The sequence below is a fragment of the Sphingobacterium sp. E70 genome (assembly GCF_019285695.1).
GTDB classification, from domain to species: Bacteria; Bacteroidota; Bacteroidia; order Sphingobacteriales; family Sphingobacteriaceae; genus Sphingobacterium; species Sphingobacterium detergens.
Genome location: NZ_CP079104.1, coordinates 3,344,218 through 3,361,540 on the forward strand (window position 1 = coordinate 3,344,218; position 17,323 = coordinate 3,361,540).

Annotated in this window: 15 protein-coding genes and 7 pseudogenes; 9 read left to right on the plus strand and 13 right to left on the minus strand. The window is 41.0% G+C overall.

Annotated features, from left to right (window positions below; genetic code table 11):
• The first annotated feature begins 47 nt into the window (after positions 1-47).
• The 9 genes from KUH03_RS46510 (at position 48) to KUH03_RS23695 (ending at position 4,260) form a co-directional block, all read left to right on the plus strand.
• On the plus strand, positions 48-593 hold the full coding sequence (locus tag KUH03_RS46510; protein WP_306429120.1) for a hypothetical protein: 546 nt from the start codon (positions 48-50) through the stop codon (positions 591-593).
• 150 nt (positions 594-743) lie between these two features.
• Positions 744-944 carry a hypothetical protein gene (locus KUH03_RS46515; protein WP_306429121.1) on the plus strand — a complete coding sequence of 67 codons (201 nt, stop codon included), beginning with the start codon at positions 744-746 and terminating at the stop codon, positions 942-944.
• 106 nt (positions 945-1,050) lie between these two features.
• On the plus strand, positions 1,051-1,272 hold the full coding sequence (locus tag KUH03_RS46520; protein WP_306429122.1) for a hypothetical protein: 222 nt from the start codon (positions 1,051-1,053) through the stop codon (positions 1,270-1,272).
• 146 nt (positions 1,273-1,418) lie between these two features.
• Positions 1,419-1,745, plus strand: coding sequence for an endonuclease/exonuclease/phosphatase family protein (locus KUH03_RS23670; RefSeq protein ID WP_257087114.1), 327 nt, complete (start codon positions 1,419-1,421; stop codon positions 1,743-1,745).
• A gap of 29 nt (positions 1,746-1,774) precedes the next feature.
• Entirely contained in the window at positions 1,775-2,221 is a 447-nt protein-coding gene (locus tag KUH03_RS23675; RefSeq protein WP_257087115.1) for a hypothetical protein, read from the plus strand.
• A 410-nt stretch (positions 2,222-2,631) separates the two neighbouring features.
• Entirely contained in the window at positions 2,632-2,802 is a 171-nt protein-coding gene (locus tag KUH03_RS23680; RefSeq protein WP_257087116.1) for a hypothetical protein, read from the plus strand.
• On the plus strand, positions 2,780-3,178 hold the full coding sequence (locus KUH03_RS23685; protein ID WP_257087117.1) for a hypothetical protein: 399 nt from the start codon (positions 2,780-2,782) through the stop codon (positions 3,176-3,178). The genes KUH03_RS23680 and KUH03_RS23685 overlap by 23 nt, the downstream gene beginning before the upstream one ends.
• Positions 3,127-3,774 (plus strand): hypothetical protein, encoded by a 648-nt coding sequence (locus KUH03_RS23690; protein ID WP_257087118.1) that lies wholly within the window; start codon positions 3,127-3,129, stop codon positions 3,772-3,774. Before KUH03_RS23685 ends, KUH03_RS23690 begins: the two co-directional genes overlap by 52 nt.
• Positions 3,775-3,843: 69 nt before the next feature.
• Positions 3,844-4,260 (plus strand): hypothetical protein, encoded by a 417-nt coding sequence (locus KUH03_RS23695; protein ID WP_257087119.1) that lies wholly within the window; start codon positions 3,844-3,846, stop codon positions 4,258-4,260.
• A 117-nt stretch (positions 4,261-4,377) separates the two neighbouring features.
• Here KUH03_RS23695 and KUH03_RS49045 read toward each other — a convergent pair.
• The 13 genes and pseudogenes from KUH03_RS49045 to ilvB all read right to left on the minus strand — a co-directional run bounded on the left by KUH03_RS49045 (position 4,378) and on the right by ilvB (position 17,234).
• Positions 4,378-4,892, minus strand: a pseudogene (locus KUH03_RS49045) (DUF2911 domain-containing protein).
• A gap of 315 nt (positions 4,893-5,207) precedes the next feature.
• Positions 5,208-6,453 (minus strand): annotated as a pseudogene (gene ilvA, locus KUH03_RS49050) (threonine ammonia-lyase IlvA).
• A 248-nt stretch (positions 6,454-6,701) separates the two neighbouring features.
• On the minus strand, positions 6,702-7,838 hold the full coding sequence (locus KUH03_RS23715; RefSeq protein WP_257087121.1) for a 2-isopropylmalate synthase: 1,137 nt from the start codon (positions 7,836-7,838) through the stop codon (positions 6,702-6,704).
• 66 nt (positions 7,839-7,904) lie between these two features.
• A pseudogene (gene leuB / locus KUH03_RS23720) lies at positions 7,905-8,964 on the minus strand (3-isopropylmalate dehydrogenase).
• A 114-nt stretch (positions 8,965-9,078) separates the two neighbouring features.
• Positions 9,079-9,528 (minus strand): ATP-binding cassette domain-containing protein, encoded by a 450-nt coding sequence (locus tag KUH03_RS23725; protein WP_257087122.1) that lies wholly within the window; start codon positions 9,526-9,528, stop codon positions 9,079-9,081.
• 46 nt (positions 9,529-9,574) lie between these two features.
• Positions 9,575-10,102, minus strand: a complete 528-nt coding sequence (locus tag KUH03_RS23730; protein ID WP_257087123.1) for an ATP-binding cassette domain-containing protein — start codon at positions 10,100-10,102, stop codon at positions 9,575-9,577.
• Positions 10,103-10,247: 145 nt separating this feature from the next.
• Positions 10,248-10,571 carry an ABC transporter ATP-binding protein gene (locus KUH03_RS23735; RefSeq protein ID WP_257087124.1) on the minus strand — a complete coding sequence of 108 codons (324 nt, stop codon included), beginning with the start codon at positions 10,569-10,571 and terminating at the stop codon, positions 10,248-10,250.
• Positions 10,565-11,154 (minus strand): annotated as a pseudogene (gene leuD / locus KUH03_RS23740) (3-isopropylmalate dehydratase small subunit). The gene KUH03_RS23735 and the pseudogene leuD overlap by 7 nt, the downstream one beginning before the upstream one ends.
• 105 nt (positions 11,155-11,259) lie before the next feature.
• Positions 11,260-12,654 (minus strand): annotated as a pseudogene (gene leuC / locus KUH03_RS23745) (3-isopropylmalate dehydratase large subunit).
• A 179-nt stretch (positions 12,655-12,833) separates the two neighbouring features.
• Positions 12,834-14,315, minus strand: coding sequence for a ketol-acid reductoisomerase (ilvC, locus tag KUH03_RS23750; RefSeq protein WP_257087125.1), 1,482 nt, complete (start codon positions 14,313-14,315; stop codon positions 12,834-12,836).
• Between the two features lie 113 nt (positions 14,316-14,428).
• Positions 14,429-14,935, minus strand: a complete 507-nt coding sequence (locus tag KUH03_RS23755) for a DinB family protein (protein ID WP_306429123.1) — start codon at positions 14,933-14,935, stop codon at positions 14,429-14,431.
• Positions 14,895-15,484, minus strand: a pseudogene (gene ilvN / locus KUH03_RS23760) (acetolactate synthase small subunit). The gene KUH03_RS23755 and the pseudogene ilvN overlap by 41 nt, the downstream one beginning before the upstream one ends.
• 8 nt (positions 15,485-15,492) lie before the next feature.
• Positions 15,493-17,234, minus strand: a pseudogene (gene ilvB / locus KUH03_RS23765) (biosynthetic-type acetolactate synthase large subunit).
• Between the last annotated feature and the right edge of the window lie 89 nt (positions 17,235-17,323).

A 17,323-nucleotide genomic window follows, 5' to 3' on the forward strand; every position in this document is an offset into this window, starting at 1 on the left:
GTAACACGTATACCACTTTATCCAACGAATTTATAAATAACTATTTTTTGAACTTACGCAATTTTATGTCCGAATCCTTTGAACGCCAAAAAGCTTATATTATCGAAACACAACGTTTATTATTAGAAAAAGCAAACGTTGGATTATCCAGTCCGGGAAGAATTGTTACACGCTATTTTAATCCTGTTGTCACCAAAGAACATATTCCGCTTACCTGGCGTTACGATTTCAATCCATTGACAAATCCTCATTTTTTGGAACGAATTGCCTTCAACTCAACTATGAATGCTGGAGCAATCTATTGGAAAGGAAAGTACCTGCTATTCGTTCGTGTGGAGGGCGTAGACCGAAAGTCTTTCTTTGCAATTGCCGAAAGTGACAATGGAATAGATCAATTTCGCTTCTGGGATCATCCAGTCTCACTTCCGGATTCGGAATCTGATGAAACCAATGTCTATGATCTTCGGCTTACGGCACATGATGACGGCTGGGTCTATGGAATTTTTGCAGTGAACGACGTGCGTCTGATGCTGCTCCAGGCGATCTTTCTAGTGCCGTCGCTTCTGCCGGGATCATTCGGTCAAAAGATCTGATACATTGGGAACGTCTCCTAATTTAAAGGCGGACAGTCAGCAACGCAATGTGGTGCTGCATCCTGAGTTTGTGCAAGGAAAATACGCGTTTTATACACGCCCCAGGATGATTTTATTCTGGCAAAAAGTGGTGGTGGTATTGGATGGGCCTTGGTGGAGGATATCACCAAAGCTGTTATCCAGGAGGAAAAGATTATTAATAAACGTTCCTATCATACGATAAAGGAGCTTAAAAATGGGGAGGGACCGGCGCCACTACGGACGGAGAAAGGCTGGTTGCACCTTGCACACGGAGTCAGGGTACTGCAGCGGGCTTACGTTATGTATTATACCTCTATCTCACGAGCCTAGCGGATCCAAGTGAATTAATTGCAGAGCCTGCGGGTTATCTCATGGCTCCCGAAGGTGAGGAAAGGGTGGGAGATGTTTCCAATGTGCTTTTTGTAACGGTTGGATTATGGATGCAGATGGTACCGTGTATATTTATTACGCCTCCAGCGATACGCGGACACATGTTGCAGTTTCTTCTGTGACGAAATTGCTGGATTATTGCCTGAATACACCAGCGGACGGACTTCGCTCAGCGGAATCATTGCGTAAGGTGATTAATCTGATTGATCATAATATGCACTATATAAACAATAAGAGTCGGGGCGGGGTTGGTCATCTTTCACAATAATACTCGATCTGGAAGAAATACAAAGTGTACCCGAGTTAAAGGAAATGATCGTAAATTGTATGCCTAAAATAGTATGCTTAGCGCACGTTATGCAAAGGCGCGATGAAATATATGATAACAAAATGTGCAATGAAAAAACCAATGCTATGTTAAAGAATGTTTGTGTTAGAATTCTCGCTTTGATCAGTCTTTTCAATTTGGCGTTTTCTGTGCGGGCTCAAGAATCGGGTACCTTAAAAATTATCTCTTATAATATCTGGAATGGTTTTGAGAAGCAACAGGATCGAAAGGATAAATTTAGTGATTGGATGCGAAAAGAGCAGCCTGATATTGTGGCATTGCAGGAACTGGTCGATTTTAAGCAAACAGATCTCGCGCAATTGGCTAAAACATATGGGCATACTTACACGGTTTTGTTAAAGAGCAAGGTTACCCTGTCGGTATTTCCTCACGTTATCCGATCAGACTTGTAAAAGCACAAGTAGATCAGTTTTGGCATGGGATGCTGCATGTGAAGATCAAAAATTTAGATCTTATCGTAACACATCTAAGCCCTTTTTCCTGGAAATATCGGCTTGGAGAGGCAAGACAAATTGTGGAATATGTAAAGAATAATCGCCTGGACAGTTGTATTATTATGGGAGACCTAAATGCCTATTCCCCATTGGACGCCATTTGGCTAGAAACACAATCTGTATTGAAGACAAATTTGATGAAATGGGATCAGGAGCATCCACAGTATGGCAATATGAACGGCGGTAGATTTGATTATCGTGTATTATCAACTTTTCTGGCTGCCGGTTTTGACGATTGTATCGGACGGTATGTCTTTCCTGAAATCAGACGTGCCAGCTACCCCGCAGCGACGCTTTACAATTGGAAATGGGAGACTCCCGGTTGGCTGGTGTTTCCGAACGTCTTGATTATATCTTGTTGTCTGACCCTTTAGCATCTCATGTGAAGCAGGTGCAAGTTCATAATGGTCCTGCACTGGAGGGGATATCTGATCACTACCCTGTTTCGGTCGTGATTGATCAATTGGAGAAATAGAAATATAATTGTAGATTGCGGATGACCACGAAAAGAATATTCATGGAAATTTCCGTAATAGATATAGTTATCATCGTCAGTTATTTGCTTGCGATGATTGTAATCGGTTTGATCCTTAAAAAGCGAGCCGCCAAGAATCTTGATTCCTATTTTTAGGCGGAAAACGCTTCCCTATTACATGCTCGGTATTTCTGATGCATCGGGCATGTTTGACATCTCAGGAACCATGTGGATGGTCTACCTTGCTTTTGTATATGGCTTAAAAAGCATGTGGATCCCTTGGTTATGGCCTGTTTTTAATCAGATTTTTTGATGGTCTATTTGTCGGTCTGGCTGCGGCGATCCAATGTCCTTACCGGAGCAGAATGGATCCGTACTCGTTTTGGTCATGGTCGGGGAGCTGATGGGGCCTATACCATCGTCATTCTATATGCCATTGTTGCGGTAATGGGTTTTTGTGTTACGGCTTTATCGGGATAGGGAAATTCATGGAAGTTTTTTTCCATGGGAACAGGTATCTCGCTTTATTCCATTGACGATTGATCCAGCGATGGCTCCTCAATTGTATGGTATTTTCTTTACAGCGATTACGACTTTTTACGTCATGCTTGGTGGGATGCACAGTATTGTGTGGGCAGATATGGTCAAGTTTGCTATTATGATTATTTCGGGGATTGCCATCGCTGTTATAGCCATGCAGCAGGTTAGCCCTGAACTATTGGCGGCAAACACACCGGAAGGATGGGATTCACCTTTTTCGGCTGGCAATTGGATTTGGATTGGAGTACTTTACTTCCCTCCATCATGGATCGGATCGCCGATGATCAATATAATCTTTTCACGGTATTTGTCATGATGATGTTATTTAAAGGGATATTTATGAGCATGGCAGGACCGGCTGCCAACTATGACATGCAGAAGATACTGGCCTGTAGATCCCCTAAAGAGGCGGCCTTAATGAGTGGTTCGGTGTCGGTCATTCTACTTATCCCACGGTATCTAATGATTATGGGGTTCACGGTATTAGCGCTTGTGTTTTTTCGGGATGAATTTGCACATATGGGCAATCAGATGGATTTTGAAATTATTCTGCCGAAAGCTATCAGCCGCTTCGGCAAGGTTGGGTTGACGGGGCTATTGCTAGCTGGGCTATTGGCGGCATTCATGTCTTCATTTGCTTCAACGGTAAATGCTGCTCAGGCTTATCTGGTAAATGACGTGTTGTTGAAGTTTATGTACCGGTCTGCTTCATCCAAAAAGCAGATCCGTCTGAGTTATGTTGTATCAATCACTGTGGTCGTCTGTAGCACTATTATTGGCTTATATGTGCAGAATATAAATTCCGTTTTACAATGGATTGTCTCCGCCTTATATGGCGGTTATATTGCCGCAAACGTATTGAAATGGCATTGGTGGCGTTTTAATGGTGCCGGATTTTTTGGGGAATGCTAGCAGGTATATTCGAGCGATTATATTACCGCAGGTTTTTCCGGATACACTGCCACTGTATTTCTTTCCTTTTTGTTTGTCCTATCTTTATTGGGTTGTTTTGCAGGAACATGGTTATCCCGACCCACCGAAGAGGAAGTGTTGGTAGACTTTTATGTGCGTGTGCGTCCTTGGGGATTGTGGGCCCCAATTCATCAAAAAGCCCTAGCGAAATATCCGGATCTCAAGAAGAATGATCATTTTAAACGGGATATGGTCAATGTGGTCGTTGGCATTGTATGGCAATGTTGTCTGACCTTGGTGCCCATGTATATTGTGATCAAACAAGGACAAGGCTTACTCGCAACAATCTTGATATTAGGTATTACTACACTTATACTGAAAAAGAACTGGTATGATAAAATGAATCGTGATGAGGAAGAGTATAATGCCTTTATGGTAAAGTATGGGTTGAATAAAACAACTAAGACCGCTATAGAAAAGACGTAATTGATTAACCATACGAACTGCTTTTTGACTATATAAAAGCCTTTCGATCCTATAAAAATAGGCTACCCGTCGTAGTTTGACCGGTAGCCTATTTTTATAAAAAGACCTATAGGTCAGCTAATTACTTGCTTTGACCTTAAAAGGAATGACGTATTCTCCCCATTCCAGTGAAATATTACCTTCGGGAGTCGCATTTATTTTGAACTGCTCCTGACTGTTATCGGACTTGCCATTACTGACTGAAACGCGTAGCGCATCGTCTTTAGCATCATATTTTGTACCCCATTGATTCCACACTTTGCTGAACATAAGGGTTGTTTCGTGTTCTCCAGGGATACTATAAAGACCATATTTCCCTGCGGCTAGTTTTTTCCTTCAACCAATACATCTTTATTGAATTCGATCGTAGTGGCTTCATTGGCGCCTGTACGCCAGACTACACCGGCAGGAACAATATCAACACCGAGCTTGCGACCTTTGAGTGAAGGACGACTGTAATTGATGTCGATGGTAACACCATCGGTTGTTGTTACCTTGGTGTTGTCCGGAGGACTTGGACGTTTGCTTTTGTCTGTCTGGGCGAAGCTAAGTTGACCTATTAGGGTCAAAATCGTTAAAATTAGTACTCTCATCTGTGCTTATTTTTGATTAAACACTTAAATATAAGATTTTTATGTGATGAAAATAGTATTAATTTTAAGAGATATAGATGACTGGGAAAATTGTTCAAACCGATTTTTAATCTTGTCGGAAATATAAATACAGTTCCCGTTTCCTATTATTACTCAAGCTAGTCCATTGAAAAAAGGACGAGTTTATCTTCAAATGTCTGTTCGCTCATAATAATACAGCCCAAAAGTTTTTTGTCTAACTTTTGGGCTGTGGTCCATTCTCTAATTTTAAATGTGTTTCTTTTTCACTGCATTTAAATCGCAGCTTTTTATGTCTTAGACCAGATATTCGAATAATGTTTGATCTTTATTGATTTCAATGACATCGAATTTGTATTCTTTCATTCGTTCGATCAATGTTTCGTAATCTTCAGGCTTGTTGAGCTCAATACCGACTAGGGCTGGACCCCTTTCGCGTTCTGTTTTTTTGATAAACTCAAACCGGGTGATATCGTCTTTAGGACCAAGAACCTCGGAAACGAAAAGTTTTAATGCTCCGGGGCGCTGTGGAAAGCGAACGATAAAATAGTGCTTGTATCCTTCATAAAGTAGAGACAGTTCTTTGATCTCACTCATGCGGTCAATATCATTGTTGCCACCTGAAATAATACAGACTACTTTCTTCCCTTTAATTTCATCTTTGTGGAACTCCAATGCGGCAACAGAAAGTGCTCCTGCAGGTTCAACGACGATTGCATCTTTATTGTATAACTCCAAAATGCAGGTACATATTTTACCTTCAGGAATAGAGCGTGTATCATCGAGTAGTTGCTTAGCAATGGCGAATGTTGTCGCTCCTATTTTTTTACAGCAGCTCCATCCACAAACTTGTTGATGTGCTCTAATTCAAAGGGTGCGTCGTTTTCAAGTGCAGCCTGCATCGATGGGGCACCTTCAGGCTCTACACCGTAACACTTGATCGCTTTGTTTTTGCTTTTCAGGTAATAGCTTGCTCCGGCAGCTAGTCCACCACCACCGATCGGAATAAATATGGCGTCCATATCCGGAAGATCCTGCAATGCTTCAACGGCTACGGTACCTTGTCCTTCCACAACTTTGAGATCATCAAATGGCGGAATGAAAGTCATACCATGTTCTTCCGTGTACGCCAGAGCAGCTTTTTGACAGTCATCAAATGTATCACCGGTCAATATAATTTCAACATTGCCATTACCCCACATTTCGGTCTGCGAGATTTTTTGACGAGGGGTCGGTCCAGGCATAAATATAACACCCTTAATGTCTAATTTGTTACATGAAAAGGCTACACCCTGGGCATGATTACCTGCACTTGCACAGACTACACCACGTTGCCTTTCTTCATCTGTCAACGAAATAATCTTATTGTAGGCACCACGTAATTTATAAGAACGTACGACTTGCAAATCTTCTCTTTTGAGATAGACTTCTGCGTCATATTTTTCGGATAAATGCCGATTATATTGTAGGGGGTACGATTGACCACAGATTTGATGCGCTCAAGTGTAGCTTCGGAATCGATGTTTAGGGTTGATAGATCCATAGTTAGATGATATGTCTAATGAAGGTAGTAAAGAAAGCGGGGTATCCACCGCTATACTGGAGATACTACCTATACCGTGTTTAAAAGTTGATTTAAATTTAGTTGATTTTTATGAGAAAGACCACGCGTGAATAGAACAAAAAAGTTTATCCATGTGATTGTGAAATCCTTTTAAAAAATATGTTCTTGATAAAAAAAGGCTGCATCAGCAGCCTTTCCTTTTTTATATCTTTTCTTGGATGAGGCTTTTAGGTCATCATCACAAATATTTTTCTTTTCGTCGGCCAAAACCAAAAAGCGTTGATAGCAATCTGCAAGATCATCTTTTCAAGATGGAAACCCAAGCGCTCTAAATGGTGTTTAAGTGCATGTCTTCCTGAACGGGCAGTTAGGATGATATCTGCTTCATCAAGACCCACATCTTCGGGTCTGATAATTTCATAATTTTCGCGGTGCTTCAAGAAGCCATCTTGGTGGATACCTGAACTATGGGCAAAGGCATTCCGGCCAACAATCGCTTTATTGGGTTGCACAGGCATGTTCATCATTTCACTCACTTTACGTGATAGATAGGTAAACATACGGCTATCGATGTTTGAAGTTAAGCTACCGAAAGATTGGTTGTGTACTTTAAGGATCATCGCAACTTCTTCCAAGGAGGTATTACCCGCACGTTCACCGATACCATTGATGGTACATTCTACCTGGCGGGCACCGTTTTGTATTGCAGCAATGGAGTTGGCTGTAGCTAGTCCCAAATCATTGTGACAGTGTGCAGAGATGATTGCTTGATCAATATTACGTACATTCTCCTTGAGATACTTTATTTTAGCACCATATTGGTCAGGTAAGCAATATCCGTTGGTGTCTGGAATATTCACCACTGTCGCACCAGCAGCAATCACTGATTCAATCATTTTAGCTAAAAATTCCAGATCTGCACGGCCCGCATCCTCTGCATAAAACTCGACATCTTCCACATAGGATTTCGCATGTTTTACAGCCGCTACCGCACGCTCTAAAATTTCTTCACGCGTACTATTGAATTTATATTTGATATGCATATCTGAAGAACCGATGCCGGTATGGATACGTGGGCGCTTGGCATATTTCAATGCTTCGGCAGCGACGTCAATATCGTTTTGATTAGCACGGGTTAATGCACATATAATAACATCATTCACCGCCTGGGATAACGCTACGACAGATTGAAAATCTCCGGGGCTGGAAACAGGAAAACCAGCTTCGATAATATCGACACCTAGTTTTTCTAAATCCTTCGCGATCTCAATTTTCTCTGGAGTAGTTAATTGGCATCCTGGTACCTGTTCGCCATCACGTAATGTGGTGTCGAAGATGTAAAGATGATTAGGATCGTGTAACATAATTTCTTAATTCAAAAGATTTATAAAAAAACGTAAGAAGTAAAACTCCCTACCCATATCTCATTACTATTTAATAAACGCTAATACTTTTTCACCCATTTCCTGCGTACCCAGGACTTTAGAAGCTTCGGTGTGGGCATTGGCGATATCTCCCGTTCTCCAACCTGCTTTTAGTGTTTCAGCAACAGCATTGGTAACTGCTTTAGCTTCTTCCTGAAGACCAAAGCTAATGTCAAGCATTAATGCCGCCGATAGAATTGAGGCAAGCGGATTCGCTTTATTTTGGCCTGCGATATCATGTGCCGAACCGTGGATAGGCTCGAAGAAACCTGTGCCATCACCCACTGACGCTGAGGCCAACATGCCCATTGACCCGGCAATCTGCGATGCTTCATCTGTCAAGATATCGCCAAAAAGATTCGCTGTTAATACAACATCAAATTTCTTCGGATTCTTAACCAATTGCATTGCTGCATTGTCGATAAACATGTGTTCTGTTTCAACATCAGGGTATTCTTTTGCAATTTCTTGGACAACTTCTCTCCATAAACGGGAAGTTTCCAATACATTGGCTTTATCAACTGAGCATAATCTCTTGTTACGGGTACGGGCAGCATCATACGCTTTACGCGCGATACGCTCTACTTCATAACGGTGGTAGTTCATCAAATCCGAAGCGAATGTATTATCCTCATTGCGGTTTTTCTCCCGAAATAAACGTCACCCGTCAACTCGCGGAAGAAAAGAATATCTGTTCCTTGCAGGATTTCAGGCTTTAAACTCGACGCATCCAATAATTCATCAAATAGAAGGATAGGACGAAGATTAGCATATAAACCCAATTCTTTACGGATCTTCAATAAGCCTTGTTCAGGTCTTACTTTAGCAGATGGATCGTTGTCGTATTTAATATGTCCGATCGCACCAAAAAGGATCGCATCTGATGCTTTTGCTTTCGCTAAAGTTTCATCCGGAAGCGGATTTCCTGTAGCCTCAATCGCAGTGTGTCCCATGATCGCTTCATCGAAACTGAATTCATGACCATAATTTTCACCAATCTTTTCTAAAACTTTTTACCCCATGTTGTTACTTCTTGGCCAATGCCATCTCCGGGGATGATTAATATGTTTTTTTCATTGTTTTCTTAGTATTGCGTATTGAGATATGAGTATTGAGATGCTATTTTTATAAATTTTGAATATCCATCCACTCATGTCTATTGTCTAATATCTATTGTTAATTATCGTTTTCCACAATTTCTATGTTGATAAAGCTTCTTTTTGTGGATAACTCGTTCTACGGATTTAATTTCACCCTTTTCCAGTACCATCTTGTTATCTATACAGGTCGGTAATTGGCTTTGGAAATGACCAACATAAATAAGGGTCTGGCCATTCTTGCTCAGGTCATCGATCACATCATTGAAATATTGCGATTGTTCCTGATCTAATCCCTGACAAGGTTCATCTAATATAAGCAATTCTGGATGTTTTACGATGGTTCGTGCTAGTAAGGCTAATCGTTGCTGGCCTAAAGGTAAAGATCCTAATGTTTTATGCTTCACTTCTTTGAGATCGAAAAAATGAAGTACCTGTTCCAGTTTCTGCTGTTGCTCGTACCCTAATTTCTGATAGAGACTCATTGAGTCGAAGAACCCCGAAGCGATTGTTTGTCCTACATTGGCATTCATATCGTAGTACCAATGTAATTCGGGAGAAATGATACCAAGGTGTTCCTTAATTTCCCAGATACTTTCTCCTGATCCTCTTTTTTACCAAAAGGTAGATATCATTTGCATAGGCCTGCGGATGATCTCCATTGATCAGACTTAATAAGGTCGATTTTCCGGAGCCATTATGTCCTTGCAACAACCATTTTTCACCGGCTTTAACTTCCCAGTCAATGTTTTTTAAGACTTGCTTTTCGCCATAGGAAATATGAATCTGCTTCATCTTTACCATGATGGGAGCGGAGACTTTAGGTGATTGTTGCAAGAAATAAGGTAATTCCTTTCGCTTTCGTGGTATTCCTTTTGAAATTTCACCACTGTTTTGACGAATGACTATTTTCCCATCTTGGATTTCAGCAAAACGATTGATGCAATCAGGCTGCTCGTCATCATTACTGATCAGCAGCAGTGATACACCTTTTTCTGCAAGCTGATCAAAGACCTGATTCAGATCTTTTCTGGATTGTACATCCAATCCGGTATAAGGCTGGTCGATAATCAATAGCTGAGGTTGAAGCCACAGTGCTTTGACCAACTGTAGCCTTTATGTTCGCCACTGGAAAGTTCGATCAACTGTTGATCTTTGAAGTTTTCAAATCCAAAGATAGCGAGGTAAGGTGCTACATCTTCAAAGGCAAGCTGTTGTTCCTTTGCAAAATGTTTTAATTCAGCAAAAACCGTTAGTGTATCGTTTTTGCAAATTTATTGTAGCGTTGTTGGTAATAGAAATTGCGGTCACCCTCCAGATTGGTAAATTGAAACCAATTGGAGACGTAATGCACAAGAGCTGGTAAGGGGCTATCCATATCCAAATGGAAGGATAGGCTGCCCTGATATTTTAGTTGTCCCGCAATTACTTTCGCAAGCGTTGTTTTTCCAGTGCCACTTGGACCTCCCAGGATCCATTGTTCACCAGGAAAAATTTGCCAATTTAAATCTTGCAGCACGGTATCCTTACCATGTTGAATAGTTAAATTGGCAATATGGACGACTGGGTCTACCATTTTCTTGTTGTTTCAAATGATTCAATTAAATCTTTTTGATTAAGGATGAAATCGATATCATCGTATCCATTAATCAAGCATGATTTTTGTATGGATTGATTTCAAATTCAAATTGATCGCCTGTCTCTGTCAACATAACGGTTTGTTTTTCGAGATCAACGATAATTTCTGTGTTTGGGTTTTGGTGCACCAATTCGAAGATTTTCGCTAAAAATTCTTCCGAAACCTGTATCGGCAATACGCCATTATTAAGGGCGTTACCTTTAAAGATATCTGCAAAAAACGAACTGATGACCACATCAAAACCATAGTCTTGAATCGCCCATGCAGCATGCTCACGGCTAGAGCCGCAACCAAAGTTTTTACCGGCAACCAATATCTTTCCCGAATAGGTAGGGCTATTCAATACGAAATCTGCTTTAGGCTGATTCTCGCTATCAAAACGCCAGTCACGGAAAAGGTTGTCTCCAAAGCCTTCTCGAGTGGTCGCTTTTAGAAAGCGTGCTGGAATAATTTGGTCAGTATCAATATTTTCAATAGGCAATGGAACTACCTGTGATGTTAATGTTTCAAATTTTTTCATATCAAAAATTTAGTAAGTCAGAATTAAAAATTAAAAAATGGAGCTAGTTATAAGCTGAAAGCTTGGACAATCAGGGTCTCAATACTCAATTCTCTCATCTCAATACTATATTAACTCTCTAACATCTGTTACTTTACCAGTTACTGCTGCCGCCGCTGCTGTCAGTGGTGATACCAACATGGTGCGCGCGTTAGGCCTTGGCGTCCTTCGAAGTTTCTATTTGAGGTTGAAACACAATATTTACCCGCAGGAATTTTGTCTTCGTTCATACCTAAACATGCTGAACATCCAGGCTCCCGCAATTGGAATCCAGCCGCTTCAAATATTTTATCCAAACCTTCTTCTTTGGCTTGTTTTTCTACCTGCTTGGAGCCTGGTACAATCCATACTTCGACATCCTGTGCTTTTTGTTTTCCCTTAACGAATGAAGCTACTTCGCGTAAATCTTCGATACGGGAGTTGGTACAGCTTCCAATGAATACATAATCAACACGGTTACCCAAGACCGTGGAGTCGTCTTTAAAGCCCATATAGTCTAAGGCTTTTTGATACGATGGCCTTTCTGATTCAGGTTGTGCACTTGTTGCTGGGATATGTTCGGCAATACCCATACCCATGCCTGGATTTGTACCGTAGGTAATCATTGGGGCGATATCTGCTGCATCAAAGGTCAATACTTTATCAAAGATGGCATCTTCGTCTGAATACAATGTTTTCCAGTAGGCTAAGGCGCTGTCCCATTCTTCTCTTTTGGGGCGAATTCACGACCTTCTACATAGTCAAATGTGATTTGATCCGGTGCAATAAGTCCACCGCGTGCGCCCATTTCGATACTCATGTTACAGATGGTCATACGTGCTTCCATGCTCAAAGAGCGGATTGCTGAACCGGCATATTCGATAAAATAGCCTGTACCACCTGCTGCAGAAATCTTGGCGATAATATAGAGGATAATATCTTTTGCGCCAACCCCTTTTTGCAAGGTGCCATTGACTTCAATTTTCATTGTTTTAGGCTTGGACTGCAATAAACATTGCGTCGCAAAACCTGTTCAACCTGAGAAGTTCCAATACCAAAAGCAATAGCTCCAAAGGCACCATGTGTTGAGGTATGGCTATCTCCACAGACCATGGTTTTACCGGGCAGTGTGATACCTAACTCTGGACCAATTACGTGTACAATTCCTTGGTAAGGATGTCCCAAACCATATAATTCAATACCAAATTCAGCACAATTTTTGGTCAGCATATCGACTTGATAGCGCGATAGCTCTTCTTTGATCGGTAAATGTTGGTTGAGGGTCGGTACGTTATGGTCGGCAGTAGCTACCGTTTGCTTTGGACGAAAGACTGGAATTCCTCTTTTGCGTAAGCCATCAAAAGCTTGAGGTGAAGTAACCTCGTGAATCAAGTGGGTATCGATATACAGGATATCCGGAAACCCTTCTTCACGCTTGACGACGTGAGCATCCCAAATCTTTTCTACTAATGTTTTTGACATTTTTAATCTCTCTTATGTTATTTTTATATTAACCAAGGTGATATTGTAAATGTCTCAATATCACCTTGGTTTTAATATACTAAATTACGAAATTTTCATGATTTCAGCGCACATATGTCTATTGAATTCACTGGGATATTCCATACGGCCGTTAAAAAACAGATAATTCGTATGAATTTTTAAACAGTTTTGATCGCTTTCATGGCAGTCATTGCTTTACGCAATTTACGGCCAACGATTTCTACTGGATGATCACGTAAAATCTCGTTGATAACAACTAATTGTGCATTATCAACTGCTGCATCTTTGTTTTCGTTAAAGTTTTTACCTACTAAATCTGTATCAACAGTTTTCATGAAATCAGCCAATAAAGGTTTACAAGCTTGATCAAATAGGTAACAACCGTATTCTGCTGTATCAGAAATGACACGGTTCATTTCAAACAATTTCTTACGTGCGATCGTATTTGCGATCAATGGTGTTTCGTGCAATGATTCGTAATAAGCAGACTCTGGTTTGATACCAGCTTCAACCATAGTTTCAAATGCCAATTCTACCCCAGCACGAATGAAAGCGACCATCAAGGTATAATTGTCGAAGTATTCTTGCTCGTTGATTTTAACATCACCAGCAGGCGTTTTCTCGAATGCAGTTTCACCTGTTTCAGCTCTCCATTTCAATAAGTTAGCATCTCCATTTGCCCAATCTTCCATCATCGTCTTGCTGAAGTGACCTGACATGATATCGTCTTGGTGTTTTTGGAACAATGGACGCATGATATCTTTCAGTTCTTCAGAGATCTCGAAAGCTTTCACTTTTGCAGGGTTGCTCAAACGGTCCATCATACCACTTACACCACCATGTTTCAAGGCTTCAGTAATCACCTCAACACCATATTGTACCAATTTAGATGCGTATCCAGCTTCAATTCCTTTTTCGATCATTTTGTCGAAAGATAAAATAGAACCTGTTTGCAACAAACCACAAAGAATAGTTTGCTCACCCATTAGATCTGATTTTACTTCCGCTACGAATGAGGATTTCAATACACCAGCTTTGTGACCACCTGTTCCGACACAGTATGCTTTAGCTTCAGCCCAACCTTTTCCTTGAGGATCATTCTCTGGGTGAACAGCGATCAAAGTAGGTACACCAAATCCACGAAGGTATTCAGCACGTACTTCAGATCCTGGACATTTTGGAGCGACCATGATTACTGTGATGTCTTTACGGATTTGCATGCCTTCTTCAACAATGTTGAAACCGTGTGAATAAGATAGGGTTGCGCCTTCTTTCATCAACGGCATAACAGCAGTGATAACCGAAGTATGTTGTTTATCTGGAGTCAAATTAATGACTAAATCTGCTGTTGGAATCAACTCTTCATAAGTTCCTACATTGAAGTTATTGTCCGTCGCGTTTTTCCAAGAATCTCTTTTTTGTTCAATAGCTTCTTTACGTAAAGCATAAGATACGTCCAATCCGCTATCTCTTAAGTTTAAACCTTGGTTCAAGCCTTGAGCACCACATCCTACGATTACGATTTTTTTACCTTTTAAAGCATTTACACCATCGGTGAATTCAGTATTATCCATGAATTCAGCGTGACTTAATTGTTCTAACTGCTCTCTAAGCGGTAAGGTGTTGAAATAATTTGCCATTGTTTTGATTTAGTATTGAGTAATGAGATATGAGAATTGAGATTTTGGTTTTTCAAGCTTATGGCTTACCAGCTTTCTTTCTTCTTTTTTTTTTTAATTTCTATTTTTTTAATTTATAAGCATCTGCGTTGTGCCAAAGCATAGCCATAATGAACATTATCATGGCCAGAGGTCAAAGCGATAACTTCTTCAACTGTGTCCATCGGATAACCATAGGTCGCTGTAGAAAAAGAAGTAATCTCTCCGAAAACACCATTTTCGTAGTCTTTGGCGATCTGTTCGATACTTTGGATAGCGATTGCCTTTAATTCATCAATTTCAGCCTGCTCCACAAAACGTGTGGGTTTGGTATCTTTTCTGTAATCTTCGTTGTATTTCACCCAAGAAGTGTCAGCTTTGACACCCGTGCGAACATAAACTAAAGTCTGTGTACTCACGACGATATGTCCGAAATTCCAGATAATATTATTATTAAATCCAGTAGGGATTTTGTTGAGTTGCTCTATGGAAAGGCTATCCACCAATTCAATGAATTTTTGGCGTGCCTGTAAGATAAATTTAAACGTTTCTTGCATCTGATTACATAGTAAATACATCATCCCGTTTGTCGAGATATTCATTTTCAACGATTTCAATTGACGGTTCCTTTGCTTCAAACTGAACCAATTTGGAGTGGAAACCGGCGCTATCTTTAATGATAGCGATACGTGCTCCCGTACAAATTCGATCAAACCATACTTGGTTAATTCTTCTGTCAACTTATCGATTTCCTCGCGGTGACCTGCAGTTTCGAAAACGATATAATCGTTACGTATCACAACTACATTGGCTCCATATTGACGTAGTAAACGCTCAACATATACCTTCTCATTGACAACGTCTGCAGGGACTTTATATAAAGCCTGTTCTTGCCAGATCACTTCGTCATTGGTGTTGTAGTAGGCTTTAAGAATATCAATCTGTTTTTCCAGCTGGCGACAAAGCTTGCGCAAAACATCTTCAGCCTCTGTAATGACAATGGTAAACCGATGTATGCCTTCTACTTCAGAAGGGGAAGTATTCAAGCTTTCGATATTGATTTTTCTTCTTGAAAAAATCGTTGAGATCCTGCCGATAAGACCGATAGAATTCTCTGTATATAGGGTAATGGTATATTCTTGTTTTTCCATTTTAAATTTTACTTTAAGCGGATCTCTGATACGGATGTTCCTTGTGCAACCATCGGGAATACATTGTTTTCCTTTCCTACCATAACTTCCAATAGGTAAGCACCATCGTGTTCAAGCATGGTCTGAAGGGCATTGCGAAGATCTTTGCGTTCTGAAATTTTCTGTCCATCGATATAATATCCTTTGGCAACTGCAACAAAGTCAGGACTGGTGATATTCACGAATGAATAGCGCTTGTCATGAAACAGTTGTTGCCATTGACGTACCATACCTAAGAACTCGTTGTTCAAGATCATGATCTTCACCTTCGCGCCAAACTGCATGATAGTTCCCAATTCCTGAATGGTCATTTGGATACCACCGTCACCGATGATTGCTACGACAGTTTTCTCTGGTGCGCCATACCAGGCGCCGATCGCAGCCGGAAGACCAAAGCCCATGGTTCCCAGTCCTCCTGATGTTACGTTGGATTTACTGTTGTTAAATTTAGCATAACGACAGGACACCATCTGATGCTGACCTACGTCTGTTGTGATAATGGCATCACCACCAGTCAATTCATTCAGCACATTGATTACCTCACCCATGGTCATGATATCCGTTTGCGGATGAAGTTCATTTTGGATGACTTCTTTGATTTCTTCCTGTTCAAGCTGACGGAATTGTGCTAACCATGCAGAATGATCCACAGCATTTACCAATTCGGTAAGCATTGGAAGTGATTCTTTACAGTCACCCCATACTGGTACAGTAGTTTGTACGTTTTTGTCGATCTCAGCAGGGTCAATATCCAAATGGATCACTTTCGCCTGTTTGGCATATTTGTCCAATCGGCCCGTGACACGGTCATCGAAGCGCATACCGATTGCGATTAAAACATCACACTCATTGGTCATGACATTTGGTGCATAATTGCCATGCATACCCAGCATACCAACATGAAGTTTGTGGTCCGTTGGAAGGGCGCTCAATCCCATGACAGTTGCTGCGGAAGGAATGCCCGTTTTTTCGATAAAAGCTTTGAATTCCGCCTCGGCTTTACCTAAAATAATTCCCTGACCGAAAAGTATAAATGGTTTTTTTGCATTGTTGATTAATTCAGCAGCTTGTTCCACATACTCTTTGCGGACCTGTGGTGCAGGTCTATAACTGCGTACGTGATTGCATTTTCGTAACCGAAGTAATCGAACAATTGTATTTGCGCATTTTTGGTGATATCGATCAGTACCGGGCCTGGACGACCGGTGCTGGCGATATAAAATGCTTTTGCGAGTGCAGCTGGAATTTCAGTTGCGTCAGTGACTTGGTAGTTCCATTTCGTGACCGGTGCGGTAATATTGATGACATCTGTTTCCTGAAAAGCATCTGTCCCCAATAGTGAAGCAAAGACCTGGCCTGTAATACAGACAATCGGGTTACTGTCGATCATGGCATCAGCCAGTCCTGTAACTAGGTTTGTTGCTCCAGGACCACTTGTCGCGAAGACGACGCCAGTACGACCTGAAGTTCTTGCATAACCTTGCGCCGCGTGGATTCCACCTTGTTCATGGCGCACTAAAATATGCTTCAGACGATCCGTATAATCATAAAGGGCATCATAGATTGGCATAATTGCGCCTCCAGGATAACCAAATACGGTATCAACTCCTTCGCTCAATAAGGCTTCCAAAACAGCTTTTGATCCCGAAATCTGTGTCGGAGTTTGCTGCTCTTTAGCGGCCTTATTTTCTGTTATTTCCAGTGTACTCATATTGATTAGTATTGAGATATTAGTATTGAGTATTGAGATTATTCTTGTGCAAGCCTAACGCTTGACAGTCTTTCCATTTTTTTAATTTG